The organism is Amycolatopsis sp. WQ 127309 (assembly GCF_023023025.1).
In the GTDB taxonomy this organism is placed as follows: Bacteria; Actinomycetota; Actinomycetes; order Mycobacteriales; family Pseudonocardiaceae; genus Amycolatopsis.
The window spans coordinates 5,216,807-5,243,599 of the sequence record NZ_CP095481.1 but is presented as its reverse complement, the minus strand read 5'-3'; the positions used below and the strand labels follow the sequence as shown (position 1 = coordinate 5,243,599).

At 70.5% G+C, this 26,793-nt stretch carries 25 protein-coding genes; 10 read left to right on the top strand and 15 right to left on the bottom strand.

Features of this window, described 5'->3' with window-relative positions; translation table 11 throughout:
- Nucleotides 1-4: 4 nt before the first annotated feature.
- Nucleotides 5-1,402 carry a HAMP domain-containing sensor histidine kinase gene (locus MUY22_RS24770; RefSeq protein ID WP_247063028.1) on the bottom strand — a complete coding sequence of 466 codons (1,398 nt, stop codon included), beginning with the start codon at nt 1,400-1,402 and terminating at the stop codon, nt 5-7.
- A 3-nt stretch (nt 1,403-1,405) separates the two neighbouring features.
- Complete coding sequence (locus MUY22_RS24765) at nt 1,406-2,083, bottom strand: response regulator transcription factor (protein WP_247063026.1); 678 nt, start codon at nt 2,081-2,083, stop codon at nt 1,406-1,408.
- Between the two features lie 304 nt (nt 2,084-2,387).
- On the opposite strand from MUY22_RS24765, the gene MUY22_RS24760 reads away from it, so the two are divergent.
- From MUY22_RS24760 to MUY22_RS24740, 5 genes are all read left to right on the top strand, one after another.
- Complete coding sequence (locus MUY22_RS24760) at nt 2,388-3,116, top strand: amino acid ABC transporter ATP-binding protein (protein ID WP_247064103.1); 729 nt, start codon at nt 2,388-2,390, stop codon at nt 3,114-3,116.
- A gap of 67 nt (nt 3,117-3,183) precedes the next feature.
- Nucleotides 3,184-4,038, top strand: a complete 855-nt coding sequence (locus MUY22_RS24755; protein ID WP_247063022.1) for a glutamate ABC transporter substrate-binding protein — start codon at nt 3,184-3,186, stop codon at nt 4,036-4,038.
- 74 nt (nt 4,039-4,112) lie between these two features.
- A complete protein-coding gene (locus MUY22_RS24750; RefSeq protein WP_247063020.1) occupies nt 4,113-4,799 on the top strand; it encodes an amino acid ABC transporter permease in 687 nt (228 codons plus the stop codon).
- Complete coding sequence (locus MUY22_RS24745; protein WP_247063018.1) at nt 4,796-5,698, top strand: amino acid ABC transporter permease; 903 nt, start codon at nt 4,796-4,798, stop codon at nt 5,696-5,698. Before MUY22_RS24750 ends, MUY22_RS24745 begins: the two co-directional genes overlap by 4 nt.
- Nucleotides 5,699-5,815: 117 nt before the next feature.
- On the top strand, nt 5,816-6,553 hold the full coding sequence (locus MUY22_RS24740; protein ID WP_247063015.1) for an SDR family NAD(P)-dependent oxidoreductase: 738 nt from the start codon (nt 5,816-5,818) through the stop codon (nt 6,551-6,553).
- Between the two features lie 8 nt (nt 6,554-6,561).
- On the opposite strand, the gene MUY22_RS24735 is transcribed toward MUY22_RS24740, so the two are convergent.
- The 3 genes from MUY22_RS24735 to MUY22_RS24725 are packed head-to-tail and all read right to left on the bottom strand — an operon-like array spanning nt 6,562 to nt 9,478.
- A complete protein-coding gene (locus MUY22_RS24735; RefSeq protein WP_247063013.1) occupies nt 6,562-7,827 on the bottom strand; it encodes a DUF4041 domain-containing protein in 1,266 nt (421 codons plus the stop codon).
- A gap of 27 nt (nt 7,828-7,854) precedes the next feature.
- Nucleotides 7,855-8,544 carry a YoaK family protein gene (locus MUY22_RS24730; protein WP_247063012.1) on the bottom strand — a complete coding sequence of 230 codons (690 nt, stop codon included), beginning with the start codon at nt 8,542-8,544 and terminating at the stop codon, nt 7,855-7,857.
- Nucleotides 8,537-9,478 (bottom strand): DUF4037 domain-containing protein, encoded by a 942-nt coding sequence (locus tag MUY22_RS24725; protein WP_247063011.1) that lies wholly within the window; start codon nt 9,476-9,478, stop codon nt 8,537-8,539. Before MUY22_RS24725 ends, MUY22_RS24730 begins: the two co-directional genes overlap by 8 nt.
- Before the next feature lie 171 nt (nt 9,479-9,649).
- Here MUY22_RS24725 and MUY22_RS24720 point away from each other — a divergent pair, with 171 nt between their 5' ends.
- Entirely contained in the window at nt 9,650-10,501 is an 852-nt protein-coding gene (locus tag MUY22_RS24720) for a helix-turn-helix transcriptional regulator (protein ID WP_247063010.1), read from the top strand.
- 28 nt (nt 10,502-10,529) lie between these two features.
- Here the strand turns inward: MUY22_RS24720 and MUY22_RS24715 are convergent, their stop codons facing one another.
- The 6 genes from MUY22_RS24715 to MUY22_RS24690 all read right to left on the bottom strand — a co-directional run bounded on the left by MUY22_RS24715 (nt 10,530) and on the right by MUY22_RS24690 (nt 16,085).
- Entirely contained in the window at nt 10,530-11,648 is a 1,119-nt protein-coding gene (locus tag MUY22_RS24715) for an amidohydrolase family protein (protein WP_247063009.1), read from the bottom strand.
- Nucleotides 11,645-12,175: a GNAT family N-acetyltransferase gene (locus MUY22_RS24710; RefSeq protein ID WP_247063008.1), complete on the bottom strand. Its 531-nt coding sequence runs from the start codon at nt 12,173-12,175 to the stop codon at nt 11,645-11,647. The genes MUY22_RS24715 and MUY22_RS24710 overlap by 4 nt, the downstream gene beginning before the upstream one ends.
- A gap of 80 nt (nt 12,176-12,255) precedes the next feature.
- On the bottom strand, nt 12,256-13,008 hold the full coding sequence (locus MUY22_RS24705) for a succinate dehydrogenase/fumarate reductase iron-sulfur subunit (protein WP_247063007.1): 753 nt from the start codon (nt 13,006-13,008) through the stop codon (nt 12,256-12,258).
- Nucleotides 13,005-14,924 carry a fumarate reductase/succinate dehydrogenase flavoprotein subunit gene (locus MUY22_RS24700; RefSeq protein WP_247063005.1) on the bottom strand — a complete coding sequence of 640 codons (1,920 nt, stop codon included), beginning with the start codon at nt 14,922-14,924 and terminating at the stop codon, nt 13,005-13,007. The genes MUY22_RS24705 and MUY22_RS24700 overlap by 4 nt, the downstream gene beginning before the upstream one ends.
- 52 nt (nt 14,925-14,976) lie before the next feature.
- On the bottom strand, nt 14,977-15,801 hold the full coding sequence (locus MUY22_RS24695; protein WP_247063003.1) for a hypothetical protein: 825 nt from the start codon (nt 15,799-15,801) through the stop codon (nt 14,977-14,979).
- Nucleotides 15,798-16,085, bottom strand: coding sequence for a hypothetical protein (locus MUY22_RS24690; RefSeq protein ID WP_247063001.1), 288 nt, complete (start codon nt 16,083-16,085; stop codon nt 15,798-15,800). Before MUY22_RS24690 ends, MUY22_RS24695 begins: the two co-directional genes overlap by 4 nt.
- Before the next feature lie 252 nt (nt 16,086-16,337).
- Between MUY22_RS24690 and edd the strand changes: the two genes are divergently transcribed.
- The 4 genes from edd (at nt 16,338) to MUY22_RS24670 (ending at nt 22,413) form a co-directional block, all read left to right on the top strand.
- Nucleotides 16,338-18,233 carry a phosphogluconate dehydratase gene (edd, locus tag MUY22_RS24685; protein WP_247062986.1) on the top strand — a complete coding sequence of 632 codons (1,896 nt, stop codon included), beginning with the start codon at nt 16,338-16,340 and terminating at the stop codon, nt 18,231-18,233.
- Nucleotides 18,230-18,835, top strand: a complete 606-nt coding sequence (gene eda, locus MUY22_RS24680) for a bifunctional 4-hydroxy-2-oxoglutarate aldolase/2-dehydro-3-deoxy-phosphogluconate aldolase (protein WP_247062984.1) — start codon at nt 18,230-18,232, stop codon at nt 18,833-18,835. The genes edd and eda overlap by 4 nt, the downstream gene beginning before the upstream one ends.
- 213 nt (nt 18,836-19,048) lie before the next feature.
- The gene (locus tag MUY22_RS24675) at nt 19,049-21,055 is read left to right on the top strand and encodes a PEP/pyruvate-binding domain-containing protein (RefSeq protein WP_247062981.1); all 2,007 of its coding nucleotides are present in this window, start codon (nt 19,049-19,051) and stop codon (nt 21,053-21,055) included.
- 20 nt (nt 21,056-21,075) lie between these two features.
- Nucleotides 21,076-22,413, top strand: coding sequence for an MFS transporter (locus MUY22_RS24670; protein ID WP_247062980.1), 1,338 nt, complete (start codon nt 21,076-21,078; stop codon nt 22,411-22,413).
- A 243-nt stretch (nt 22,414-22,656) separates the two neighbouring features.
- Here MUY22_RS24670 and MUY22_RS24665 read toward each other — a convergent pair whose 3' ends face one another.
- The 4 genes from MUY22_RS24665 to MUY22_RS24650 all read right to left on the bottom strand — a co-directional run bounded on the left by MUY22_RS24665 (nt 22,657) and on the right by MUY22_RS24650 (nt 26,666).
- Nucleotides 22,657-23,184, bottom strand: coding sequence for a regulatory protein RecX (locus MUY22_RS24665; RefSeq protein WP_247064101.1), 528 nt, complete (start codon nt 23,182-23,184; stop codon nt 22,657-22,659).
- Between the two features lie 90 nt (nt 23,185-23,274).
- Complete coding sequence (recA, locus tag MUY22_RS24660) at nt 23,275-24,321, bottom strand: recombinase RecA (RefSeq protein WP_247062979.1); 1,047 nt, start codon at nt 24,319-24,321, stop codon at nt 23,275-23,277.
- A 231-nt stretch (nt 24,322-24,552) separates the two neighbouring features.
- Nucleotides 24,553-24,747, bottom strand: a complete 195-nt coding sequence (locus MUY22_RS24655) for a DUF3046 domain-containing protein (RefSeq protein WP_247062976.1) — start codon at nt 24,745-24,747, stop codon at nt 24,553-24,555.
- A 62-nt stretch (nt 24,748-24,809) separates the two neighbouring features.
- Nucleotides 24,810-26,666 carry an Hsp70 family protein gene (locus MUY22_RS24650; protein ID WP_247062974.1) on the bottom strand — a complete coding sequence of 619 codons (1,857 nt, stop codon included), beginning with the start codon at nt 26,664-26,666 and terminating at the stop codon, nt 24,810-24,812.
- Nucleotides 26,667-26,793: the final 127 nt, after the last annotated feature.

Genomic DNA, 26,793 nt, shown 5'->3' with positions numbered 1-26,793 from the left:
GCGCTCAGACGGCCGGGAACGTCATCGTGATCCGCAGGCCGCCGCCCTCGGGCAGGTCGAGGGCCAGCTTGCCGTAGGAGTGCGCGACGATCTCGCTGACGATCGCCAGGCCGAGCCCCGAACCCGGCACGTTCTGGTGCGCGCTGCTGCGCCAGAACCGGTCGAGCGCCCGGTCGAGCTCGTCGGGCCGCAGGCCGGGGCCGTGGTCGCGGACCGCCAGCCGGACCTCGTCGCCCTCGCGGGTGACGCCGATCCGGATCTCGGTGCCGGCGGCGGTGAACTTCAGCGCGTTGTCCAGCAGCGCGTCCAGGATCGTCTCGGCGCCGCGCGGGGGCATCCGCACCCGGACGCCGTCGCCGGAGACGTCCACCACGAGCCGCACGTCGCGCGCTTCGCCGACCACCGACCAGTCCGCGACGCGCTCGGCGACGGCCTCGCCGAGGTCGAGCGGGTCCAGCTCGCCGCCGGAGGCCTCGGCGCGGGCCATCGACAGCAGGCCGTCGAGGATCTGGTGCAGCCGGCCGGCGTCGATCCGGGCGGCTTCGAGGTCCGCGGCCGCGGCCTCGTCGTCGACGTGGCCGTCGAGGTTGCCGAGCCGGATCTTGAGCGCGGTGAGCGGGTTGCGCAGCTGGTGCGACGCGTCGGCGACGAACACCCGCTGCGCCTCCAGCGCGCCGGACACGCTCTCGGCCATCCGGTCGAAGGAGCGCCCGAGCTGCCGCAGCTCCGGCGGCCCGCCGCCCTCCCCCACCGGCTCGGCCGCCCGCCCGCCGACCACGGACGCGACCAGCGCGCCGGTCGCGTCGTCGAGCCGCTTCACCGGGCGCAGGATCCACCGGACCACCGGGATCGCCACCGCCAGGGCCAGCACGAACGCGAGCACCCCGCCGGCGGCCAGCAGCAGGAACCACCACAGCACGTCGGTGCGGGAGACCGTGGTGTCCGAGACCGTCACCACCGCGCCCCGCACCTCGCCGTCGGCCAGCACGGGTTCGGCCAGCACCAGCGGGTCGGTGTTCCACGGCAGCAGCATCCCGCCGGGCTGCGACCGGCGGCCGGCGAGCGCCTCGTGGACCGGGCCGGTGATCCGCGCGGCCTTGAGGTCGATCCGGGCGGCGCCGGAGCCGAGCGAGGAGCCGACCACGGTGCCGTCCTGGTTGACCACGACCACCTGCACGCCGTACACCTCGGTGTAGCGGCGCAGGTCGGGGTCGATCAGCTGGGGCTTGTTGTCCAGCAGCGGGCGTTGCGCGAGCGAGGCGAACCGCGCGGTGTCGGTCAGCCGGTCGAGGAACAGGTCCTGCTGGGCGCCCGCGGCGATCGTCGCGGCGAGCGGGATGCCGAGGCCGAACACGAGCAACGCCACCAGCGTCAGCACGATGCCCTGCAGCCGGACGCGCACCCGTCAGCTCCGGGCGGCCTGGCCGCCGAGGCGGTAGCCGACCCCGCGCACCGTCTCGATCAGCGCCGGGCGGCCGAGCTTGGTCCGCAGCGTCGCGACGTGGACGTCGAGCGACCGGCTCTCCGCCGGCCCGCGGTGCCCCCACACCTCGGTGAGCACGTGCTCGCGCGAGCAGACGTTGCCGCGCGCGCCCGCCACCAGGGCGAGCACCTGGAACTCCTTGCGGGACAACGCGATCGCCTGCCCGTCGACCAGCACCTCGTGCCGGGACAGGTCGACGCTGACGTCGCCGGCCCGGATCACCACCGGCTCGGCGGACCCGCCGTGCTCGCCGCGGCGGCGGCGCACCGCCTCGACCCGGGCCATCAGCTCTTCGACGTCGTAGGGCTTGACGAGGTAGTCGTCGGCGCCCGCGCGCAGGCCCTGGATCCGGTCGTCGACCTCGCCGCGGGCCGAGACCACGATGATCGCGACGTCGCTGACCGCGCGGATCTGGCGGCACAGCGTCACGCCGTCGATGTCCGGCAGGCCGAGGTCGAGCAGGACGACGTCGACCTCGTGCACCCGCTCCAGCACCCCGGCACCGGACGCGAGCCGGGCGATCGCCAGGCCGCGCCGGGTCAGCGCCGGGATGAGCGCACCCGCGACCCGGTCGTCGTCCTCCACCAGCAGCACCCGCACCCGTCCACCCTCCGCGTGACCGGCTTCACCCCAGCCGGTAGCGAAGAACTCTAGGACGTCGCCGCGGCGACCGCACCGGACACCCGGATGGTGACTCTCCGTGAGTTCGGCTCGACGGAAGTCACGAAGGCATCAATACTCGCCAAAAGGACATCGATACCCACTTGAAACCCTAAGTATTGGTCAAGCGGCCTTGCCAACCCGGAGGGCGGCGGTAGGTTTCCGCCATCGCGTGGTGACCCACACCCACTTGCCGGTACGAAACAGCTCTGGAGGCCAGATGACCGCGGAGGTGGCGGCGCCGATGATCAAGGCGTCCGCCGTGAACAAGTACTTCGGCGACCTGCACGTGCTCAGGGAGATCACGCTCGAGGTGCCTCGCGGCCAGGTCGTGGTGGTGCTGGGCCCGTCGGGGTCCGGCAAGTCGACGCTCTGCCGGGCCATCAACCGGCTCGAGCCCATCAACTCGGGCGAGATCGCCGTCGACGGCACGCCGCTGCCGGCGGAGGGCAAGGCGCTGGCCGCCCTGCGCGCCGACGTCGGCATGGTGTTCCAGTCGTTCAACCTGTTCGCGCACAAGACCATCGTCGAGAACGTGATGCTGGCGCCGACGAAGGTCCGCAAGGCCTCGAAGGACGAAGCCCGCAAGACCGCGATGGAGCTGCTGGAGCGCGTCGGGATCGCCAACCAGGCGGACAAGTACCCGGCGCAGCTCTCGGGTGGCCAGCAGCAGCGCGTCGCCATCGCGCGGGCGCTGGCGATGCGGCCCAAGGTCATGCTGTTCGACGAGCCGACCTCGGCCCTGGACCCGGAGATGGTCCAGGAGGTCCTGGACGTCATGACGGGCCTGGCCAAGGACGGCATGACCATGCTGGTCGTCACCCACGAGATGGGTTTCGCCCGCAGGGCAGCCGATCGGGTGATCTTCATGGCCGACGGCGAAATCGTCGAGGACACGACGCCGGAGGAGTTCTTCACCGCGCCGAAGAGCGAGCGCGCGAAGGACTTCCTCGGCAAGATCCTGACCCACTGACAAACCCCACTGAGCACTTTTCCTCCGGCCATCGCCGGACGAGATTCGGAAGGAAACCTGAGAGACGATGCGGTTGAGTCGAGTTCTGCAGACGGGTGCGGTCGTCATGGCCGCCGGTCTGGCCCTGACGGCCTGCGGCGGCGGGTCCGGCAGCAGCGGCGCGAGCGGCGACAAGAACCTGGTCCAGCGGGCCAAGGACAACAAGAAGCTGACCATCGGCATCAAGTTCGACCAGCCGGGCCTCGGCCTGAAGAAGCCGGACGGCTCCTACGCCGGCTTCGACGTCGACGTCGCGAAGTACATCGCGAAGCAGCTCGGCGTGGAAGAGTCGGGGATCACCTGGAAGGAAGCGCAGTCCGCGCAGCGCGAGGACCTGATCAAGAAGGGTGAGGTCGACTTCATCGTCGCCACCTACTCGATCACCGACAAGCGCAAGAACGACGTCTCCTTCGGCGGCCCGTACTTCATCGCGCACCAGGACCTGCTGGTGCGGTCGGACAACACCGACATCACCGGCCCCGAGTCGCTGACCGGCAACAAGAAGCTCTGCTCGGTCAAGGGCTCGACCCCGGCCCAGAACGTGAAGACGAAGTACGCCAAGGAGGTGCAGCTGCAGGAGGTGGGCAAGTACACCGACTGCGTGACCTCGCTCCTGAACGGCAGCGTCGACGCGATGACCACCGACGACGTCATCCTCGCCGGTTACGCCGCGCAGCAGCCCGGCAAGCTGAAGCTGGTCGGCAAGGGCTTCACCGACGAGAACTACGGCGTCGGCCTGAAGAAGGACGACGCCGACGGCAAGGCCGCCGTCAACAAGGCGATCCAGGCCATGGAGCAGGACGGGTCCTGGGAGAAGTCCCTGCAGACCAACGTCGGCCCGTCGGGCTACAAGATCCCGGCCGTGCCGGCGATCGCGCCCTGACCCGCATCCGAAGTTGAACGGTGCGCCGCGAGCCGCGGCGCACCGTTCCCGTTCCGAGGCCAGGTTGGACAACCGTGTTCGATTTCCTCAACAATCCTGACTACAACCTCGTCGACGCGTTCTGGACGACGATCCAGCTGACGTTCTTCTCGGCGATCGGCGCGCTGATCTGGGGCACGATCCTGGTGGGCATGCGGGTCAGCCCGGTGCCGATCATGCGCGGGTTCGCCACGGTGTACGTCAACATCTTCCGGAACACCCCGCTGACGGTGATCATCATCTTCACCTCGCTGGGTCTTTCGTCCACCCTCGGCATCAACCTGGCTGCGTCCGACTCGCCCACCTCGCTGGCCGACAACGCGTTCCGGCTGGCCGTGCTGGGCTTCATCGTCTACACCGCGACCTTCGTGTGCGAATCGCTGCGTTCGGGCATCAACACCGTCCCGGTCGGCCAGGCCGAGGCGGCGCGGGCCCTCGGGCTCAACTTCGTGCAGGTGCTGGGCCTGATCGTGCTGCCCCAGGCGTTCCGCGCGGTCATCGCGCCGCTGGCGAACGTCCTGATCGCGCTGCTGAAGAACACCACGGTCGCCTCGGTGATCGGCGTCGCGGAGGCGTCGCTGCTGATGTCGACGATGGTGGAGAACGAGTCCGACTCCCTGTTCTACGTCTTCATCCTGTTCGCACTGGTGTTCGTCGCGCTGGTACTGCCACTCGGCCTGCTGCTCGGCTGGGTCGCCAAGAAAGCCGAGGTCAAGCGATGAGCACGCAGGCCGTCCTCTACGACGCCCCCGGCCCGAAGGCCCGCACCCGCAACTGGCTCTACTCGGTGCTGTTCGTGCTGATCCTGCTGGCCGTGGCGTACTTCGTCTACGACCGCTTCGCCGAGAAGGGCCAGTGGGCGGGCGCCCTCTGGAAGCCGTTCGTCGAAGGGTCCACCTGGACCCAGTTCCTGCTGCCGGGTCTGGTGAAGACCCTCGAAGCGGCCGGGCTGTCCATCGTGATCGCCCTGCCGATCGGCGCCCTGCTGGGCATCGGCCGGCTGTCCGAGCACAAGTGGGTGCGGATCCCGGTCGGCGCCGTGGTCGAGTTCTTCCGGGCCATCCCGGTGCTGCTGCTGATGGTGTTCGGGGCGTCGCTGTACGCCTACTACACCGACATCAGCCCGGACACCCGCCCGCTGTTCGCCGCGGTCACGGGCCTGGTGCTCTACAACGGCTCGGTGATGGCGGAGGTGTTCCGGGCCGGCATCCTGTCGCTGCCGAAGGGGCAGACGGAGGCGTCGTCGGCGCTGGGCCTGCGCAAGACCCAGACGATGGTCAGCGTCCTGCTCCCCCAGGCCGTCACCCTGATGCTCCCGGCGCTGGTCAGCCAGCTGGTGGTCATCCTCAAGGACACGGCGCTGGCCGGCCAGCTGACGATCGGCTACGACGAGCTGATCCGCGGCTCGGGACCGATCACCGGCAACTTCAACAACACGATCCCGACGCTGATCGTCATCGCGCTCATCTTCATCGCGCTCAACCTGCTCCTCTCGTGGTTCGCCTCGTGGCTGGAGCGGAAGCTGTCGCGCCGGAAGAAGGCCCCGCGGGGCGCGAAGCCGATGGAAGGGCCGCCGTCCGTCGTGACGGCGACCGACTTCAACACCGGCCGCTCGCTCTGACGTCGGATCACCGGAAGCGGGTGGGTGCGCGGTTGCGCACCCACCCGCTTTTCGTTTCCCCCGATCGGCTGAGCCGGAGGGTTGTCGTACCCGGGGGTCTCCCCTAGCGTCGGGCGCATGGGTGTCGCACTGGTGACCGGAAGTTCCCGCGGCCTCGGCCGGGTGATCGCGCGGCGCCTGGCCCGCGACGGGTTCGCGGTGGCGGTGAACGCGCCGCACGACGACCCCGGCCTGGAGACCGCCGCCGAGGACGTCCTCGCCGCGGGCGGCAAGGCCGCCGCGTTCGCCGCGGACGTCACCGACCGGCGTCAGGTCGGCGAGCTGATCGACGCGGTGACGGCGCTGCTGGGCCCGATCGAGGTCCTGGTCCTCAACGCGACCGGCCCGCAGCCGGACGGCCTGGTGTCCGAAGTGGACTGGCCGGATCACCTGGCCGAGCTGGACTTCTTCGTGCGCTCACCGGTGCTGCTCGGCCACGCGGTGCTGCCCGGGATGCGCTCCCGGGGCCACGGCCGGATCGTGCACATCGATTCGGAGCAGGCGGACAAGGCACCGGTCGGCCGCTCGGCGTACGCGACGGCGAAGGCGGCCCAGGTCGGCCTGGCCCGCGCGTGGGCCCGCGAACTCGCACCGGACGGCATCACGGTCAACACGGTGGCCCCGGGCTTCGTCCCGGTGGAACGCCACGCGAACGTCCCGGAAGCCGAACGCGAAGCCTACCGCGCCTCGGTCCCGGCAGGCCGCCTGGGCAAACCGGAGGACGTCGCCGCGGCGGTGAGCTTCTTCGCCTCGAAGGAGGCGAGCTTCATCACGGGCCAGCGCCTCCGGGTCGACGGCGGCCGCGCCCTCGGCTGACCGGCCGGTCACGCGGCGGGAACGGCCTCACCGACGCTCTGCCGGTACTCGGACGCCTCGGCCTCGTCCCGGTAGTCGAGCAGGTTCCCGGCGAGGTCGTGGAGCAGCGCCTTGACCTCGGCCGGCGTGCACCGGAAGTACTCGCGCCGCCGGTTGACGCGGTTCAGCCGCCGCGCCTCCAGCTTGGTGTGGAGCTCGTGCTCGATGCCCACGGCGTCGTGCGAGAAGAACAGCGCGTGCACGTCGAACCGGAACGGCACCGACGCGTCGCCCAGTTCGCGCACCCGGTCCATCGGCTCGAGCCGCCGGGTCATCCCGATCTTCACGACCTCCGGGCCGAACGAGCCGATGTTGCTGATCACGTAGACGTACCCCGCGCGGACGTTGGCCTGCCGCTGTTCGATCCCGCTCAGCGCGGCTTCGATTTCGGCCAGCTTCCGCTCGAGGTCGGCCGCACCGGCGACGTCACCCTTCGCGCGGAGTGCGGCGATGGCGTTGCGGTAGTGCCCCTGTTCCTTCAGCAACCGCTCCTGTTCCCGCCGGTACTCCTGCAACGCCTTCTGCTCTTCCCGGAGGACGGCGCGCCGTTCGCGCTCGTCCTCCTTCTCCTGCTGCTTCTTCGCGAGGTAGTCGGCCGTCAGCTCCAGTTCCCGGACGCGCATCGCGTGGTAGGCCGGGCTGATCCGGATCGAGGCCATCGTCCCGAGCTTCTCGATCGTCCGGACCGCCGTCTCGAGCCGTTTCACCGCCGAGGGGAGGTTTCCGGCTTTCAGCACGCGGACGCAGTTCTCGGCTTCCGCGCTGTAGGCCCGGAGCATCAGTTTCGAGAGGTCACCGACGAACTTGCGGCCCTGGGCCAGCGAGTTGTTGTAGTGGAAGCTGCTGGACGCCTCGACCGCGGTCGTCCCGCCGACCATCGCTTTCATCGCCGCCTTCAAGCGTTCCCGCTCCGCCTTGTAGGCCTCGGCGTCCGCGAGGACGTGCCGGTATTCGTAGACGCCGACTTCCTGCATCAACCTGGCGTCGTCGGTCTCGACGACCTCCGCGCGCAACGAGGCGAGCCGCGCCTGCAGCCGGGAGGACTCGGCGTTCATGGCCGAGGTTTCCTGCTGGTAGCGGGCCTGGTCCGCGTGCAGCCGCTGCGTGAGCGCCCCGATCTCCTGCTGGAGGCCGACCGAGCCGAGCCCGCCCAGCCGCTGGAGTTCGCCGCGCAGGTACCGGTTTTCGCCCTGTGCGGCTTCCAGCTCTTCCTGCCGCTTCCGCCCACCGAACATCCGACGCCTCCCGGAGATCACCTCGTGTCAGCCGGAGTCGCGGTCCGCGGTGGTCCTGTTACGCGACCGGTCGAGCTGCAGCGCCGCCAGCACGGCGACCACCAGCACCAAGGCCAGCGTCAGCGCCGCCCACATCGCGACGTGCAGCTGCAGCATCCCGCCCGCGAAGGCGCCAGCCAGCATCGCCGCCACGGCGACCACCTTCCGCAGCGGGTGCGACCCTTCGCCGCCCGCGGCCTTGGAGTCCGCCGCGAAGCCCGTCAGCGTCATCGTCAGCACCGTGGTCGTCAGGTCGGGGGCACCGATGCGGCGGACCGCCGCGTTCTGCAGGCCCATCGCCACGCCCAGCACCACGATCAGCAGCTCGCTGCCCAGCCGCGTGCCGCTGCCCAGGGTCGCCGACAGCACGACCGCCACCGCGACCAGCAGCGCCTGGACCGCCGTCGCCTTCCGCAGCGCGCCGTGGTCCTCCTCGGCGCGCGCCAGCCGGCCGCCGGCGAGGGCGCCCGCCAGGAACGCCGCGACCGCCGTCAGCGACGCCACCACCGACAACGTCGTCTCGCCCGCCGCCGCGAACCCGAGGAACACGACGTTGCCGGTCATGTTCGCCACGAACACGCGGCCCAGCCCGAGGAAGCTGACCGCGTCGACCACCCCGGTCACGACGGTCAGCGTCAGCAGCAGCACCGCCAGGTCGCGCGGTTTCGTCTCAGCCATCCGGGCAGTCAACCACCCGGCGCGTGAACGCGCGGTCGCCGAGCGCGTCGGTGCTGTCCACGAACTGGTCGATCGCCCCGGCGGGTGACGCCGTCCCGGCGTACAGCGCCGCGGCGAACCGCTCGGCGTGGATCACCCGGAACGGCCGGTCGTGGAACGCGCTCGCCCGCGGGTCCAGCGGCTCGGTGAGCCCGAGAGCGTTGTGCGCCTCGGCGACCGTCTCGCCGGCCGTCACGAGGTGCCGTTCGCGCTCCCGCCAGTCCGTCGCGGCGAGGGCCGCGGTCAACGACGGCGTGAGCGTCCCGGCGATCGACAGCCGCGCGAACGCGCTGCCGAGCCACTTGCTGTACGGCGGGTACCGGCGCGCCATCAGCAGGCACAGCCGCATCAGGTCCCGCACGAGCCGCGCCGCGACGACGGCCGAGCCCAGCTCGTCCCCGGCCTCCCCGCACCGCCCGGCGAACGGTTCCTCCTGCTCGATCCGCCGCCACTGGCACGCGAGGACGTACCGCCAGACGTCGTCCGGGTACCAGGCGACGTTGCGGCGCAGCACTTCCAGCCCGAGGGCGTCGTGGAAGACCGCGCCGCCGGTGAACTCCGCGAAGACCTGCGTCGGGGTGGCGAGCCAGTCACGCCGCTCCGGCCGGCGCGGGTCGAAGCCGAGCACACAGCGCGGCCAGTCGTCGAGCGTCGCGACGATCAGCTTCGCCGGGTGACCGAGGAACGTCTCCGGCACCCGGACCTCGCGGACGCGCGGCAGGAACAGCTGGACGCGCGCGGTCCAGTCGTGGTCGGCCGAGCGTTCCGTGTCGAAGCCGAGGACCTCGGAACCGGGGCCGAGCAACGCGGCGCTGTGGGGCTCGCCGGCGAGCAGCGGACGCACTACGCCGCCGTAGAAGCGGCGCGCGAGTTCGATTCCGGAAATGAACGTCATACGGCCATTTTGGCTTACTAACGTGCGAAGCGCGCTTCATTGTGCGAAGCTGCTTCACAGCGCTTCGCGGGCTAAACCCGTTGTCACACAGGCAGAACACCCCACATCCCTTCCGGTGAATCCTCGCGCGGCACGCGGCATTTTGTCGGTGGTTGCCTTTAGCGTGCGAGCATGACCGAAAAGAGCACGGTGCGCACACGGGAGATGGGCATCGAGTTGAAGACCCAGCGCGAAGCGAAGCAGATGTCGCTGCGCGAGCTGGCCCGGCGCGCGGACTGGTCTGCGTCGAAGGTGTCCGGCTGGGAGAACGGCCGCCGCATCTCCCCGATCGACGCGGCGATCTACCTGGCCAACTGCGGAACCAAGGCCCCGGAACGGAACAGGTTGCTGGAACTGACAAAACCCCCGAGCGACCTCTACTGGGTGCGGCCGTACTTCAGCGCGCTCGTCGATCCCGCGAAGTCCCTCATCGTCCAGGAGAACCTGGCGACCCGGGTGATCTCGAACAGCCCGACGGCCCTGCCCGGCATGCTCCAGACCGAGGACTACGTCCGCACCCTCTACGAGATGTCCGGCCGGTACACCACGGACCGGCTCCAGCTCCTGATCCAGGCGAGAATGGACCGGCAACGGCTGCTGCAGCGGACGAACCCGCCGGACTGCCTGTACTTCGTCCACGAACACACCCTGCGCTCGATCGTGCGCGATCCGGCGCTGATGCACGAACAGCTGCAGTCCCTCGTGCTCGCCACCAACCTGCCCCACTGCACCATCCGCGTCGTGCCCGCCTCGGCGCCGCCCTACCACCTGGTCGGCAGCCGCTTCACGATCATGGAGTTCGCCGAACACCCCGCTGTGGCCTACGAGGAAACCTTCGCCGCGGGGCTGTTCGTCGACGACCGGGTCGCGGTCGAGGCCTTCTACGTCCTGCGCACCCGCCTGGAGCAAGTGGCGTTGTCCGAACGGGACTCGCGCGATTTCCTGATCCGCCTGACCGAGGAGTTCGAACTCATGACGGACTGAACCCACCCCCGCCCACGCCCCCTCCCCGTCATTCCCTTGTGCTGACGGCCTTTCCGTCGTGCCAGACCGCCCGGACCCGACCCGGCAGGTCGGTCACGTCGAGGTCCGTGCCGTCGAGCAGCACCAGGTCGGCCCGCAGGCCCGGCTCGACACGGCCGCGGTCGTCGTCGAGGCGCAGCAGCCTCGCCGCTTCGCTGGTGGCCGCCTTCAGGGCCGCCGCGTCGCCGAGGACCGCGGCCAGCAACCGCAGCTCGGTCGTCAAGTCGACATGGGGGCGTGGGGCGAGGTCCGAGCCCGCGGCGATCCGGACACCCGCCTCGGCGGCGAGGCGCACCGACCGGCGGTGGTCCGCGGCGAACTCGCTGCCGCCGATCGGCACCAGCGTCGGCACGAACCAGGCGTTCCCCAGCGCCGCAACGGCTTCGTCGTCCAGGAAGGTGCCGTGCTCGACGCTCCGCACCCCCGCGCGGGCCGCCGAGACCACGGCGGCGGACGTGTGCGCGTGGGCCATGGCGTCCCGCCCGCACCGGCGAGCCTCGTCGACCAGCGCGACGAGCTCCTCGTCGGTCGGGCGGACGTCCACGCCCGCGCGGACCGCCCGCATGGCCCCGCTCGCCCCCACCTTGATCCAGTCCGCCCCGGCGCGCACCATCCGGCGAACCGCCGCACGCGCCGCGTCCGGCCCGTCGAACAGCGGGTCCGGCAGCGACGGGTCACCGAAGCGGTCGACGGCGCCGGCGGGCGGCTCCCAGCTGTCCCCGAGGCCGCCGGTCGGGCCGAGCTGGCGCAGGCTGACCAGCAGGTCCGGCCCGGTGATCCAGCCTTCGCGCAAGGCGTGCTTGAGGCCGGCGTCGGCACCCCAGGCGTCGCGGACGGTGGTGATCCCGCGCGCGAGCAGCTTCCGCAGCACGGGCACGGCTTCGAGCACCCGGGCGCTGCGCGGCAACGGCTCCGGCCGCGGGAACGCGACGTGCGCGTGGCAGTCGATGAGCCCGGGGATCAGCAGTCCGCCCGCGCAGTCGACGCGCCCGGCACCGTCGAGGCCGGGGCCGACCTCGGTGATCCGGTCGCCGTCGAGCCGGACGTCCGCGCGGGTCGTCTCACCGGTCTCGGGGTCGAGCACCCGCGCGCCGGCGAGCAGCGTCACGCCAGTTCCTTGCGGTAGACAAGAAAATCGCACGGCGTGGCCAGCGACGGCGCGAGGTGCGGGTAGTCCTCGGCGAGGTCGGCGCGGTGGGTCACGCGGTAACCGAGCCGGTCGTACCACTCGGCGAGGAACTGCTTCGACGGGTGCGTCCACTCGCGCGGCACGAGCAGCTCCAGCTGCATCTCCCGGCGGCCCGCGTCCCGGCTCGCCCGCTCCGCGAACCGCACCAGCTCCCGGCCGACGCCGGCGCCCCGCCGGGCCGGATCGGCGGCGAGCATCCCGAACTCGCCGGTGTGGTCGTCGAGCCGCCGGAGGCGCACCGAACCGGCGAGGTCACCCTCGACCCGCGCGACGGCGATCTCCCCGCCGCGCACGAACCCGGCCACCTCGCCGGCGGACGTCCGGTCGGTGCTCCCCCGCCACAGCCCCTTCTCGGACTCGGCGTAGACCTGGTTGACCAGCGCGGTGATCCGGTCGATCAGCGGCCGGTCCTCCGCCGCGGACGGGGGCAGCAGCTCGATCTCCATACCCCCACCTTGTCACGCCCATGCGAAGACGCTCGCGAACCGGCCTCGGCAGCCGGTTCGCGAGCGTCGATCGGAAAGCGTCACTTGTCCCGGCGGAAGAGCTTGTTGCCCAGCCAGACGATCGGGTCGTACTTGCGGTCCGCCACGCGCTCCTTCATCGGGATCAGCGCGTTGTCGGTGATGTGGATGCCCTCCGGGCAGACCTCGCTGCAGCACTTGGTGATGTTGCAGAGGCCGAGGCCGTGCTCCTCCTGGGCCGCGTCACGCCGGTCGGCGACGTCGAGCGGGTGCATCTCCAGCTCGGCGATCCGCATCAGGTACCGCGGCCCCGCGAAGGACTCCTTGTTCTCCTCGTGGTCGCGCACGACGTGACAGGTGTTCTGGCACAGGAAGCACTCGATGCACTTGCGGAACTCCTGCGAGCGCTCGACGTCCACCTGCTGCATCCGGTAGTCACCCGGCTTGAGGTCGGCGGGCGGGGTGAACGACGGGATCTCCCGCGCCTTCGTGTAGTTGAACGACACGTCGGTGACCAGGTCACGGATCACCGGGAACGTCCGCATCGGCGTCACCGTGACGACCTCGTCCTCGGTGAACGTCGACATCCTCGTCATGCACAGCAGCCGCGGCTTGCCGTTGATCTCCGCCGAGCACGAACCGCACTTGCCCGCCTTGCAGTTCCAGCGCACCGCGAGGTCCGACGCCTGCGTGGCCTGCAGCCGGTGGATGATGTCGAGGACGACCTCGCCCTCGTTCACCTCCACCGTGAAGTCCTGCAGCGCGCCGCCCGTGTCGTCACCGCGCCAGACCCGGAAACTCGCCTTGTAACTCATGCTTTGCTCCCACCGGGGTGCGTTTCGAGTTCTCCGTCGGTGTAGTACTTCCCGAGCTCGCCGAACTCGAACAGCTCCAGCAGGTCCTGGCGCAGCGGCACCTGCTCCTTGACCGTGACGCCGACGTCCGGCACCACCGGGTTCTCCCCCGGCGACGACGCGCACACGAGAAGCTTGTGCCGCCACTCGGGATCCATGCCCGGGTGGTCGTCGCGAGTGTGGCCACCGCGGCTCTCCGTCCGGGTCAGGGCCGCCTTCGCGACGCACTCGCTGACCATCAGCATGTTGCGCAGGTCGATCGCGAGGTGCCAGCCGGGGTTGAACTGCCGGTGCCCCTCCACGGTGACGTTCAGGATCCGGTGCCGCAGCTCGGCCAGCTTCACCAGCGCCTGCTCGATCTCGCCGGCCTTGCGGATGATGCCGACCAGGTCGTTCATCGACTGCTGCAGCTCGGTGTGCAGGGTGTACGGGTTCTCGGCCGACGCGCCCGCCGGCGGGTCGAACGGCGCGAGCGCCATCTTCGCCGCGGCGTCCACATCGGACTGCGCGACCGCGGGCCGGTCGGTCAGCCCCAGCACGTACTCGGCGGCGCCGAGCCCGGCGCGGCGGCCGAACACCAGCAGGTCCGACAGCGAGTTGCCACCGAGCCGGTTGGAGCCGTGCATGCCACCTGAGCACTCACCCGCGGCGAACAGGCCGGGCACACTCGACGCGGCCGTGTCCGGGTCGACCTCGATGCCGCCCATCACGTAGTGGCAGGTCGGGCCGACCTCCATCGCCTCCGCCGTGATGTCGACGTCCGCCAGCTCCTTGAACTGGTGGTACATCGACGGCAGCCGCTTCTTGATCTCCTCGGTCGGCAGCCGGCTGGCGATGTCGAGGAACACACCGCCGTGCGGGGAGCCGCGTCCCTCCTTGACCTCGGAGTTGATCGCCCGGGCCACCTCGTCGCGCGGCAGCAGGTCCGGCGTGCGCCGGTTGTTGTCCGCGTCGGCGTACCAGCGGTCGGCTTCCTCCTCGCTTTCCGCGTACTGGCCCTTGAACACCTCGGGCACGTACTCGAACATGAACCGCTTGCCCTCGGAGTTCTTGAGCACGCCGCCGTCACCGCGCACGCCCTCGGTGACGAGGATGCCCTTGACGCTCGGCGGCCAGACCATCCCGGTCGGGTGGAACTGGACGAACTCCATGTTGATCAGCTTCGCGCCCGCCCGCAGCGCCAGCGCGTGGCCGTCGCCGGTGTACTCCCACGAGTTCGACGTGACCTTGAACGACTTGCCGATGCCGCCGGTCGCGAGCACGACCGCCGGCGCGTCGAAGAGGATGAACCGGCCGCTCTCGCGCCAGTAGCCGAACGCGCCGGCGATGGCGCCGTCGCTGGTGAGCAGCTCGGTGACCGTGCACTCGGCGAAGACCTTGATCTTCGCCTCGTAGTCCCCGGTCTCGGCGAAGTCCTCCTGCTGCAGCGAAACGATCTTCTGCTGCATCGTGCGGATCAGCTCGAGCCCGGTCCGGTCACCGACGTGCGCCAGCCGCGGGTACGTGTGCCCGCCGAAGTTGCGCTGGCTGATCCGGCCGTCCGCGGTGCGGTCGAACAGGGCGCCGTAGGTCTCGAGCTCCCAGACGCGGTCCGGCGCCTCCTGGGCGTGCAGCTCGGCCATCCGCCAGTTGTTGAGGAACTTCCCGCCGCGCATGGTGTCGCGGAAGTGGACCTGCCAGTTGTCGTTCGAGTTCGCGTTGCCCATCGACGCGGCGCAGCCACCTTCGGCCATCACCGTGTGCGCCTTGCCGAACAGGGACTTGCACACGACCGCGACGCGGTAACCGCGTTCGCGCGCTTCGATCACCGCGCGCAGACCGGCACCACCGGCACCGATCACCACCACGTCGTAGCTGTGCCGTTCGACCTCGGTCATGTAGGGATTCCACCTCGGAAAATGGGGACGGTCTTGTCGGGAAGGACGGGTGTCAGTTCACGAATCTCAGGTCCGCGATGGCCCCGCTGGCCACGAGCATGACGTAGAAGTCGGTCAGCACCAGCGTGCCGAGCGTCGTCCAGGCCAGCGCCATGTGGCGGGTGTTGAGTTTCGTCACCTGCGTCCAGATCCAGTACCGCACCGGATGCTTGGAGAAGTGCTTCAGCCGGCCACCGGTCACGTGCCGGCACGAGTGGCAGGACAGCGTGTACGCCCAGAGCAGGACGACGTTGGCGAGCAGGACGACGTTGCCCAGCCCGAAGCCGAAGCCGCCGGTCTTCCCGTGGAACGCCATGATCGCGTCGTAGGTGTTGACCAGCGACACGACCAGCGCCACGTAGAAGAAGTAGCGGTGGACGTTCTGGATGATCAGCGGCAGCCGCGTCTCGCCGGTGTACTTCGCCTTCGGTTCCGCGACGGCGCACGCCGGCGGGGAGAACCACACCGCCCGGTAGTAGGCCTTGCGGTAGTAGTAGCAGGTCAGGCGGAACCCGAGCAGGAACGGCAGCACGACGAAGCCGAGCGGGATGAACCCGGGCAGGTCGCCGAACCAGTGGCCGAAGTGGCTCGAGCCCTCGACGCAGGACGTGGACAGGCAGGGTGAGTAGAACGGCGTCAGGTAGTGGTAGTCGGGCACCCAGTAGGCGGTGCGCACGAACGACCGGACCGTCGCGTAGACGATGAAGGCGCCCAGCCCGAGCACGGTGAGCAGGGGCTGGAGCCACCATCGGTCGGTACGCAGGGTGCGTTCGGCGATCCTGGCCCGTTTCGGGGACCGGACGCCGGTGCCGACGCCGTTGTCAGCCGGAGCGCTCACCGCTGGTCGCGCTTGTAGCCGCCGACGCCTTCGTCGTCCGCGCCGTGCCACAGCGCCGGGTCGTACGGCGTGTCGGGAACTTGGACGCGCTCCGCGGCCTTCGCCTGCGTCGGTACCGCGAGCGGGGTGCCGTCGAGGTCGGCCGTGTCGATGTCGAGGCGCTCCACGTCGTTGGCGAGGCGGCGGACGGCCGAAGCGTCGCCGTAGCGCGAGCGCAGTGCGCCGACGCACTGCCTGAGCTGACCGATGGTTCGCCGCAGCTCGGCGATCTCGGAGGTGGACATCATGCCTCCCGTGTGGTGGGGCCGGCCGGGCCGGTTGGCGATCGCGTCGCCGGGACCGACTCTGCCGTTCGTCGTGCAGTGTGACAAGTAGCACATTAGCTAAGTAGGGGCGTGATCGGGGTCACTGGGGTTGATCTTCTGAATCGATTTTGATTCGGCGTTCGCGACAGGTAGTGTGGCCAGCGTCACGACCCAGAGGCGCCAGTGCAGCCGTCCCGCGGACCACCACGAACCAGTGATCCGGAGCCGGACATGAGCAACCCCGCCACCACGCCCGTCCACCGCGTCGTCGCCGGCGTCACCGCGCGCATCGCCGCGCGCAGTGCCGCGACCCGCACCGCGTACCTCGGCCGCACGGCCGCCGCGCACGCCGAAGGCCCGGTCCGCCGCGGCCTCGCGTGCAGCAACCTCGCCCACGGCTTCGCCGCCATGGAAGGCGCCGACAAGGAGGCGTTGCGGGCCGCCCGCGCCCCCGGCGTCGCGATCGTCTCCTCCTACAACGACATGCTCTCGGCGCACCAGCCGATGCAGGAGTACCCGGCCTGGCTGAAGAAGGCCGTGCGCGGCGCGGGTGGTGTCGCCCAGTTCGCCGGCGGCGTCCCCGCGATGTGCGACGGCATCACGCAGGGCCGCGCGGGCATGGAGCTGTCGCTGTTCAGCCGCGAGGTCATCGCGATGTCGACGGCGATCGCGCTGTCGCACGACATGTTCGACGCGAGCCTGCTGCTGGGCGTCTGCGACAAGATCGTGCCCGGCCTGCTGATCGGCGCCCTGTCCTTCGGCCACCTGCCGGCGATCCTCGTGCCCGCCGGGCCGATGAACTCCGGGCTGCCGAACAAGGAGAAGGCCCGGGTCAGGCAGCTGTACGCCGAGGGCCTCGCGACCCGCGAAGACCTCCTCGACGCCGAAGCGGCGTCGTACCACTCGGCCGGGACCTGCACGTTCTACGGCACGGCCAACTCCAACCAGATGGTCGTCGAGGTGATGGGCCTGCACCTGCCCGGCGCCAGCTTCGTCCAGCCCGGGTCCGCGCTGCGTCGCGCGCTGACGGAGGAAGCCGGGCGCCGCGTCGTCACGCTCTCGCGCGGCGAGGAGTACACGCCGGTCTCGCGGATCCTCGACGAGAAGGCGTTCGTCAACGGCGTCGTCGCGCTGCTGGCCACGGGCGGGTCGACCAACCACACGATGCACCTGGTCGCCATCGCCGCGGCCGCCGGCATCCAGCTGACCTGGGACGACTTCTCCGACCTCTCGGCCGTCGTGCCGCAGCTGGCGCGGGTCTACCCGAACGGCAGCGCCGACATCAACCACTTCCACGCCGCCGGCGGCATCCAGTTCCTCGTCGGCACGCTGCTCGACGCCGGGCTGCTGCACGAGGACGTCCACACCGTGGCCGGCTTCGGGCTGCACCGCTACCGGGCCGAGCCGATCCTGTCCGACGGCGAGCTGGTCTGGCGCGACGTGCCGGCCCGCAGCCTCGACGAGGAGGTGCTGCGCCCCGCGTGGCGCCCGTTCGCCGCGGACGGCGGGCTGCGGATGGTCGCGGGCAACCTCGGCCGCGCCGTGGTCAAGGTGTCCGCCGTGGCGCCCGAGCACCGGATCGTCCAGGCGCCGGCGCGGGTGTTCACCACGCAGGAGGCGTTCACCGCCGCGTTCGAGGCCGGCGAGCTGGACCGCGACGTCGTCGTGGTGATCCGGCAGCAGGGTCCGCGGGCCAACGGCATGCCGGAGCTGCACGGCCTCACCCCGGCGCTGGGGGTGCTGATGGACCGCGGGCACCAGGTGGCGCTGCTCACCGACGGCCGCATGTCGGGCGCGTCCGGCAAGATCCCGGCCGCGATCCAGGTGACACCGGAAGCCGCGGCGGGCGGCCCGATCGCCCGCGTCGCCGACGGTGACGTCGTCCGGCTCGACGCCGCCGCGGGCACCCTCGACGTCTTCATCGGTGACGAAGAACTCGCCCTCCGTGAACTTGTGGACGGGCCGCCGTCCGAAGCATCCTGGACCGGCACCGGCCGAGAGCTGTTCGCCGCGTTGCGCCACGGGGTCGGCCCCGCCGACCAGGGCGCTTCGGTGTTCGGGGGTTTGACGCCGGAGCACTTCGGCATTCCCACGCACTCGTTGGAAACCCAGGAGGTTGGTCAGTGACCACCGGTTCGGACCTGCTCGCGCTGTCCCCCGTGATGCCCGTAGTGGTGATCGACGACGCCGACGACGCGGTGCCCACGGCCCGGGCCCTGCTCGCCGGCGGGATCGGGGTCATCGAGCTGACCTTGCGCACCCCGGCGGCGCTGGCCGCGATCGAGCGCGTCGCGACCGAGGTCCCGGACATCGTGATCGGCGCCGGCACGGTCACCTCGCCGGACCAGGCGAAGCAGGCGGCCGACGCGGGGGCGAAGTTCCTCGTGACGCCGGGCTGCACGGACGCCGTCGTCGACGCGTGCTTCGAGTCCGGGCTGCCGTTCCTGCCCGGCGCGAGCACGGTGTCGGAGGCGATGAAGCTGGCCGAGCGCGGGCTCACGGCGTTGAAGTTCTTCCCGGCCGAAGCGTCCGGCGGGGTCGCGTACCTGAAGTCGATCGCGGGGCCGTTGCCGGGCCTGAAGTTCTGCCCGACGGGCGGGATCACGGTGGCCTCGGCGCCGACGTACCTCGCGCTGCCGAACGTCGGCTGCATCGGCGGTTCGTGGCTGACGTCCTCGCTCGATGTCGCCACGATCGAGAAGCTGGCCGCGGAAGCCGCGCAGCTGTAGCGCAGATCACCTGCAGGAAATCCCTCCCCGAACGGCGGAACCGGCGTCCGGATTCCGGGAGCACCGTTCCAGTGCGCTGGAACGGTGCTCCGAGAGAGTGTGGCGGCCGTCATGGGTTCCGCCATTCGTTCCAGTCAGCGGGCCATTCGCGCCTCGGTCGGTGATTCACCACCTGTTAACGTCCCCCCTCGCAATTTCCAGCGAGGAGAACCGGTGTCCCTGACCAGCGTGGTCGCCCCCAGCACGTCCCCCGAGAACGTCGCCGCACTCGTCGGCGAACGGCTTTCCCTGTCCGCGCTCCACCAGTTGTGCGGCACCCTCGGCGGCTATTCCTTCGTCAAGGTCGTGGTCGATCGTGAACTGCGGACGATCCACTTCCTGAACGACGCGCGTCATTCCTTTCACGCGATCTACATCGGCGAGGAGATCCTCGGCGTCCCCGAAGCCCGGGTGCGCGCCGAGATCGACGGCTACAACGAACGCTTCTACCACGCCCCGGACCGCCGGTTCCTGCTCGGCATCCTCGCCCTGCACACGCGGCAGGAGAAGAAGATCCTCTCGCTGGAGACGGTCGAGGTCGACACCATGCCGGCCGCGCTGATCCGCGAGTTCCACGCCTTCGTGGCGGAGTACGTCGACCCGGCGCTGCCGCTGCTGTTCAAGCCGGCGAACCAGCTGCAGGAACGGCTCGTCCGGGAGATCCCGGCGGCCGAGCTCCCCCGCGTCTTCGCCCACGAGCTGTTCTCGACGGCGCCGTTCGTGGCGCTGAACCCCGGCACGACGACCGGGCGGCTGCGCGCGTTCCGCACCGAGGCCGAGTACCGGGCCGCCACTGCCACAGGCGGGCTGGCCTGGTCGGACATCATCGTGATGGACCGGGTGCCCGACGACATCCCGCGGCTGTCCGGCATCGTCAACGCCCGGCACACGACGCCGTTGTCGCACACCAACGTGCTGGCCACCGGCTGGCAGATCCCGAACGCCGTCCAGCTCGGCGCGCTGGCCGAGATCGAGCGCCGCGGGCTCGACGGCAAGTGGGTCGAGTACACCGTGGACGCCCAGGCGTCGTCGCTCACGCTGCGGGAGGTCGACGAGCCGGCCGACGCGGCGCCGCCGTCCTGGTACGCCCAGCGTGTCACGCTCGAGGAGCCCGAGTCCGACCACAGCCCGATCGTGAACCTCGCGCGGCTGCGCGCGGCCGACCGTTACCGCTACGGCACCAAGGCGGCGAACCTCGGCGAGCTGCACCACGTCCTGGCCTGCGGCTCGCAGCGGCTGCTGGGTTTCTACCAGGTTCCGCGGCCGCCGCGGGAGAACCTGCTGCCGCACCTGGCCCAGCTGCTGGGCATCCCCGCCGGAGCTTCGGTGGCCGACCTTTCCGATGCGGCCCGCCGGCTGCTGGACGAGCGCATCCGGGTGCCGCGCGGGATCGCCCTGCCGTTCTCGCTGCAGCGGCGGTTCCTCGAGTCGTCGCCGCGGATCCAGCAGGCGATCGGCAAGCTGAAGATGGCGCTGGAGCTGGACGCGCGGGAGATCGAGCCGTTGTGCGTCGAGCTGCAGAGCCTGATCCGGTCGGCGCGGATGCCGGGCGCGCTGGCCGGGGAGATCGACTCCGCGCTGGTGTCGCAGCTGGCCGGGGTGCGCGCGTTCGTCGTGCGCAGCTCGTCGAACGCCGAAGACCTCGCCGGGTTCTCGGCCGCCGGGATCTACGAGTCGATCAACCACGTCACCACCGCCGAGCGGATCTTCGCCAGCGTCAAGGAAGTCTGGGCGTCGCTGGTGTCGGTGCGCAGCGTCCGGCTGCGCCACCAGGCCGGGATCTCCCTCGACGAGTGCTACATGGGCGTGGTGATCCAGGAGCAGGTCGCGGCCGACTTCGGCGGCGTGCTGGTGACGACGAACCCGATGAACCGCGCGGACTTCCGCACGGTGTACGTCAACGTTTCGCCGAAGGTCACCGACGTCGTCGACGGCTCGACGCTGCCCATGCAGTACCTGTACTCGACGGTCGAGGGCGGCGGCCGCACGGTATCCCTGGGCGACGCGGCAGCGGACCTCGACGAGCGCGCCCACGAACAGCTGCAGCGGCTCGCGGTGGCCGGACGCCTGCTGCAGGCGCACTTCTCGCCCGACTACACCTTTGACTCGCCGGTGGACGTCGAGTGGCTCGCGGACCGCGACCACGTCCACATCGTCCAGCTGCGCCCCTACTCGGCCTGACTTTCCCGGAGACACACATCATGCTGGGCTTCCGCCTGCCCGCGAAGCCGGCCGTGCAGCGCGCCGTCCGGTTGACCTACGGGTTCCAGTTCTTCTTCGGCCTGTTGTTGTGGGTGCCGATCTTCTACCAGTACCAGAAGCTCGTCGGCCTTGACGACGGCCAGATCTTCGGCATCCAGAGCATCTACTACATCGTGTTCTGCCTGCTGGAGATCCCGACCGGGATGATCGCCGACCGGTTCGACTACCGGACGTCGCTGAAGGCCGGCGCCGCCGTGCTCGTGGCCGCGAACCTGGTGCCGGTGTTCTTCGGTTCCTACACCGGGTTCCTGATCCACTTCATCCTGATCGCCCTGGCCAGATCCCTGGTGTCGGGCGCGCAGAGCGCGTACCTCTACGAGTACCTGCACGCTCAGGGCGAAGGTGAGCACTACCTCCGTGTGGAGGGCGTCGGCCGCGCGTACAGCCTGATCGGCAAGATCGTGTACTGGCCGGTGATCGGCCTGCTGATGGCGTGGAACCTCCCTTCCCCGTACTGGCTGACGGCGCTCAACGCGGCCATCGCCCTGGCGTTCGCCTTGAAGCTGCCCCCGATCCCGGGCGGCCGCCGCGCGGCCGGCAAGACGGCGTCCCTCCTAGCGGGCGTCGGCGGCGCACTGTCGGCGCTGCGGTCGTCGCGGTGGTTGTTCTTGCTGATGGTGCAGGGCATCGCGATGTTCACGCTGGTACGGATCTGCCAGGTGAACCTGTTCCAGCCGATCCTGGAGTCGAAGACGCTCTCGGTGAACTGGTACGGCGCGGTACTGGCCGCCATGACGGTCTTCGAGGCCCTGGGCGCGGCCCGCCCCCACCGGTTGCGACGCGCCATCGGCCCGGTCGCCTCGGTGTTCACCCTGACGATCGTGATGGCCCTGTGCCTGGGCTTCATCGTCCCGGCCGGGACTGTCCCGACGGTGCTCCTGCTCTGCGTCTTCGCGGTGGCGACGGGCATTTCGTTCCCGATCCAGAAGCAGCTGCTGAACGACTCCATCCCGGACTCCCGCTACCGCGCGACACTCCTGTCGATGGAGTCCATTGTGGACCGAGCGGTGTGCGCGCTGGTGGCGGTAGCGCTGGGCGCGTACCTGTCGGCCGGCCGCCTCGACGAGTTCCTGGTGCTCTCGGCGGCGGTCACGTGCGTGGCGATGGGCCTGCTGGCGGTGCTGCTGCTGGCAGTCCGCAAACACCGCTCCGACCGCCGGCCGCCGACAAAGCGAACGGCACCGGCGGAGCTGGAGGCGGTACCGGCGGACCGATCGGCACCTGCAGAGCGGACGGCACCGGCGGAGCAAGAGGCAGCACCAGCCGCCTCGGCATGACGTGCGGCCGGTGCTCGCAACGCGGCGAGCACCGGTGCGCCCAGACGCCCGGCGGCACACCACACTCCCGGCACTGCCCCACTGCATCCGCCGGGGGCGCGGTGACCGGCCCGAACCACAGCGGCCTGCTCCGGCCACGGCGCAGCCCGACGACGATCACATCCGCGTGCTCGATGGTCGTGCTGAGGTCCGTTCCCGGCAAAGCACCTTCACCCGCCGTGGCCTCACCGGGCCCGGTGGCCGTCAGTCGATGTAGGCGTCGTCCAAGAGGGTGGACTCCGCGCCGTACTCGCGGAGTTCCTCCTTGATCACCGTGTACGCCAGCCCTTGCGGGTAGCCCTTGCGCGCCAGGAAGCCGAGCAGGCGCCGCAGCGCCGTCTGCTCGTCGACGTTGCCCAGGGACCCGAGCCGCTTGCGGACCAGCTCCCGGGCCATCTGCTCCTCGGACTCGCGGTCGACCTCGCCCGCCGCCTGCGCCGCGACCTCGTCGTCGACACCCTTGCGCCGCAGCTCGGCCAGCAGCGCGGTGCGGGACAGCCCCTGGGTCGTGTGCCGGGACTTCACCCACAGCTCCGCGAACTCCGCGTCGTTGACCAGCCCCGCCCGGTCGAGCTTGCCGAGCAGGTTTTCGCTGGTCTCCTCGTCGAAGCCCTTGCGGTGCAAGGCCTGCCGGAGCTCCTCTTGAGTACGCGCCCGCACGGCCAGGAGGTCGTAACAGACCTCTTTGGCCTTCTTGAAGCGCTCCTCCGGGGGCAGCTCCGACGGCGGGATCTTCGGTGCCCTCGCCACCTCGGTCACTCCTCGTCGTTCATGCGCGCCTCACCGTGAACCGCTGCCACGGTGAGGACCAAGGACCCTCTCCTAGAAGTCGACCGGCGCCGGCACGGCTTCGACGGCTTCGGCGTCGAGCTGCGGGCCGATGCCGAGCTTCTCCTTGATGCGCTTCTCGATCTCGTTGGCGATGTCCGGGTTCTCGCGCAGAAACTTCCGCGCGTTCTCCTTGCCCTGGCCGAGCTGGTCGCCCTCGTAGGTGTACCAAGCACCGGACTTGCGCACGATCGCCTGGTCGACACCCATGTCGATGAGCGAACCCTCACGGGAGACGCCGTGGCCGTACAGGATGTCGAACTCGGCCTGCTTGAAGGGCGGGGCCATCTTGTTCTTCACGACCTTGACGCGGGTGCGGTTGCCGACCGCCTCGCCGCCGTCCTTGAGCGTCTCGATGCGGCGCACGTCGAGCCGGATCGAGGCGTAGAACTTCAGCGCCTTACCACCGGTCGTGGTCTCCGGGGAGCCGAACATGACGCCGATCTTCTCGCGCAGCTGGTTGATGAAGATCGCGGTGGTGCCGGAGTTGTTCATCGCGCCGGTCATCTTGCGCAGCGCCTGGCTCATCAGGCGGGCCTGGAGACCCACGTGCGAGTCACCCATCTCGCCCTCGATCTCGGCGCGCGGCACGAGCGCGGCCACGGAGTCGATGACCAGGATGTCGAGCGCGCCGGAGCGGATCAGCATGTCCGCGATCTCCAGCGCCTGCTCACCGGTGTCCGGCTGGGAGACGAGCAGCGCGTCGGTGTCGACGCCGAGCTTCTTGGCGTACTCCGGGTCCAGCGCGTGCTCCGCGTCGATGAACGCCGCGATGCCGCCGGCCTTCTGCGCGTTCGCCACCGCGTGCAGGGCGACCGTGGTCTTACCGGAGGACTCCGGGCCGTAGACCTCGACGACGCGGCCGCGGGGCAGCCCGCCGATGCCGAGTGCGACGTCGAGGGCGATCGAGCCGGTGGGGATCACGGCGATGGGCGCGCGGCCGTCGTCGCCGAGGCGCATGACCGAGCCCTTGCCGTACTGCTTGTCGATCTGCGCAAGAGCGAGTTCGAGCGCCTTGTCCTTGTCGGGTGCTGCAGGCATGGAAGTCCACCTCGCTGGTATGAGCCCGCCGGGGCTCTGTTCGGTTCTTCAGCTGTCCGGTCCGACGCTAGCGGCGGGGTCCGACAATTCCAGGCGCGCGCCCCATCTGTGGATCGCTGGACCCGTATGTGGACAACACCATAGACGAACACCTGTTCGAGGTCGGCAGCGACACACCCTTGCGCTAGGATTTTCGCCCGCCCGGGTAGGGGCCGGCCGGATCCTCGCAGGTCAGCGCCGTTCCGCCGGGACGTCGAAGGCGTCGCAGACCTCTCGCCAGATCTCTTTCGCCGGGATTCCCGCGGTCAGCGCCTGGTCGACGGTGCGGCCACCGAGCGCGCTGAGCACGTGATCCCGTGCCAGCACCTGGGCCCGCCCGGGACCGAACTCGTCGGCCATCAGCCGCCGGAAAACCGTGATGCGCATCGGAGCCATGCTATCCGGGCGGTCGTGCCGGGCACGAACGGCCCGTTCGCGCCCTTCCCGGGTCAGCTCCCCGGCTGGACGCTCGCCTCGAAGTAGTCGGCCAGCGTGCCCGGCGTGGTCGCCGCGGCCTGGTCGCTCGAGTTCAGCTGGTAGATGAAGCCGGTCAGCGGCCGGTCCGACACGGTGAACACGAGCACCGCCGACGTCTTGCCCGCGGCGGACGCGTAGTGGCCCTTGAGCCCGTTGCCGCCCCAGTCGGCCTCGGTGCGGTCACCGCCGGCGGAGGCGAGCAGGCCGTCGGTGTACTGCTTCAGCGTGTCGGCGCTGTCGCCGTGGACGTAGGTCACCTGGGTGCCCGCCCGGCCCGGCGCGGAGCAGGTCGACGACGCGCCGAGGTTCTCCGCCGGCGCCGCCGGGCCGTTGCCCATGCCCGGCTTGCAGTCGCCGGTGTCGGCGATCTTCCCGGCGAGCTGGCGCAGGCAGCCGGTGAAGCCCTTGTCGTCGGCCTGGCCCGGCGTCTTGCACTGGTCCGCGGTGTAGGTCGTCGCCGCGGACGACGACGTGAGGAAGAACGTCAGCCCCGCCGCGAGCACGACGACCACCGCGACCGCGATCCCGATGACCAGCTTCTTCCGGCCGCCGGGCTTCGGCTCGGCCTGCTCGGCCGCGGGCGAGTACGCCGGGAAGTTCGACGGCGCGGGGGCCTGCACCCGCTGCGGCCCGCTGGGCGGGAAGTTCGAAGGCGCGTAACCCGGGTACTGCGGCGGAGGCGGCGGCGCGTACTGCGGGCGGTGCGGCGCGGTACCGGCGGCCACGGCCCCCTCGACGTTCTGCGTCCGCGCCCCGAGCCCGTCGCGGGCGACGTGCTGGGCGCCGAGCGCGACGGCGGTCTCCGGCTGGTCGAGGCTGCCCGGCACGACGCCGAGCTTCTCCGCGATCATGGCGCCGACCAGCGGCAGCCGGCTCGACCCGCCGACGAGGTAGATGCCCGCGAGCCGATCCGGCGTCAGCCCGGACGAGCGCAGCGTCCGCGCCAGCAGCTCCACGCTGCGCAGCATCGCCGGGCGGACCAGGCCTTCCAGCTCACCGCGCGTGACCAGGACGTCCTTGAAGGGCTCCGGCATCGGCACCTCGGTCTGCGGGTGCCGCGAAAGGGCCTCCTTGGCCGCCTTCACGTCCTCCTGCAGCGCGCGCCGGGTCCGGCGGTCCGCGGTCGACTCGGGCCGCAGCAGCCGCTGCCAGCGCTGCGGGTCGGAGTGCGAGACCTCGCGCCCGACGTGCACCATCAGCGCCTGGTCGACGTCGAGGCCGCCGAGGTCGGGCAGGCCGTCCTCGGCGAGCACGGTGAACCCGGCCTGCGTGGCACCGACGACGGCGACGTCGAAGGTGCCCGCGCCGAGGTCGTAGACGGCCAGCGCCTGCCCGGGCGCGAGGGCCTTGCCGGGGAACGACGCGAAGTGCGCCGCCGCGGCGACCGGCTCGGGCACCAGCAGGATGTTCCCGCCGATCCCGGCGAGCCGGGCGGCGGACATCAGGACGTTGCGGCGGGTCGGCCCCCACTGCGCGGGGTGGGTCAGCCGGACCTCGTCGGGCTGTTCGCCGCCGAGCTGGCGCGACGTCTCTTCGAGGACGCGGCGGAGGATGGCGGCGAGCGCCTCGTTCACCGGCACGACGTCGGTGCCCAGCAACAGGGTCTGCTCGTCGATGCGGCGCTTGGGGTTCGGCTCGAACCGGGTCGGGTCGAGGCGGGCGCGGCGTTCGGCGTCGCGGCCGACCATGATCGTGCCCTCTTCGGTGGCGAACACGGCCGACGGCATGTTGGCCGAACCGTCCACTTCGACGACCCTCGGCGGCATGCCGTGCGCCGACAGCACGGCGACGGTGTTGGACGTCCCGAGGTCCACCGACAGGATCCGCACAGCACTCCCCTTCGCGAAAACACGCCTTGACGACGCTGGCCGTGATGCTGCCACGTGCGCGGTCACCGTGCGTGCGGACCCGCGAAAGTCACTGCCGCTCGGCCGAGCTGCGCACTTCGCGCAACCC

Coding starts and splice junctions, on each gene's coding strand:
- MUY22_RS24705 (WP_247063007.1), bottom strand. CDS start 13,008: ATGAGTTACAAGGCGAGTTTCCGGGTCTGGCGCGGTGACGACACGGGC.
- MUY22_RS24655 (WP_247062976.1), bottom strand. CDS start 24,747: ATGCGCATCACGGTTTTCCGGCGGCTGATGGCCGACGAGTTCGGTCCC.
- MUY22_RS24690 (WP_247063001.1), bottom strand. CDS start 16,085: ATGTCCACCTCCGAGATCGCCGAGCTGCGGCGAACCATCGGTCAGCTC.
- MUY22_RS24725 (WP_247063011.1), bottom strand. CDS start 9,478: ATGACGTTCATTTCCGGAATCGAACTCGCGCGCCGCTTCTACGGCGGC.
- MUY22_RS24710 (WP_247063008.1), bottom strand. CDS start 12,175: ATGGAGATCGAGCTGCTGCCCCCGTCCGCGGCGGAGGACCGGCCGCTG.
- MUY22_RS24740 (WP_247063015.1), top strand. CDS start 5,816: ATGGGTGTCGCACTGGTGACCGGAAGTTCCCGCGGCCTCGGCCGGGTG.
- MUY22_RS24700 (WP_247063005.1), bottom strand. CDS start 14,924: ATGACCGAGGTCGAACGGCACAGCTACGACGTGGTGGTGATCGGTGCC.
- MUY22_RS24735 (WP_247063013.1), bottom strand. CDS start 7,827: ATGTTCGGTGGGCGGAAGCGGCAGGAAGAGCTGGAAGCCGCACAGGGC.
- MUY22_RS24720 (WP_247063010.1), top strand. CDS start 9,650: ATGACCGAAAAGAGCACGGTGCGCACACGGGAGATGGGCATCGAGTTG.
- MUY22_RS24670 (WP_247062980.1), top strand. CDS start 21,076: ATGCTGGGCTTCCGCCTGCCCGCGAAGCCGGCCGTGCAGCGCGCCGTC.
- MUY22_RS24760 (WP_247064103.1), top strand. CDS start 2,388: ATGATCAAGGCGTCCGCCGTGAACAAGTACTTCGGCGACCTGCACGTG.
- edd (WP_247062986.1), top strand. CDS start 16,338: ATGAGCAACCCCGCCACCACGCCCGTCCACCGCGTCGTCGCCGGCGTC.
- MUY22_RS24730 (WP_247063012.1), bottom strand. CDS start 8,544: ATGGCTGAGACGAAACCGCGCGACCTGGCGGTGCTGCTGCTGACGCTG.
- MUY22_RS24745 (WP_247063018.1), top strand. CDS start 4,796: ATGAGCACGCAGGCCGTCCTCTACGACGCCCCCGGCCCGAAGGCCCGC.
- MUY22_RS24755 (WP_247063022.1), top strand. CDS start 3,184: ATGCGGTTGAGTCGAGTTCTGCAGACGGGTGCGGTCGTCATGGCCGCC.
- recA (WP_247062979.1), bottom strand. CDS start 24,321: ATGCCTGCAGCACCCGACAAGGACAAGGCGCTCGAACTCGCTCTTGCG.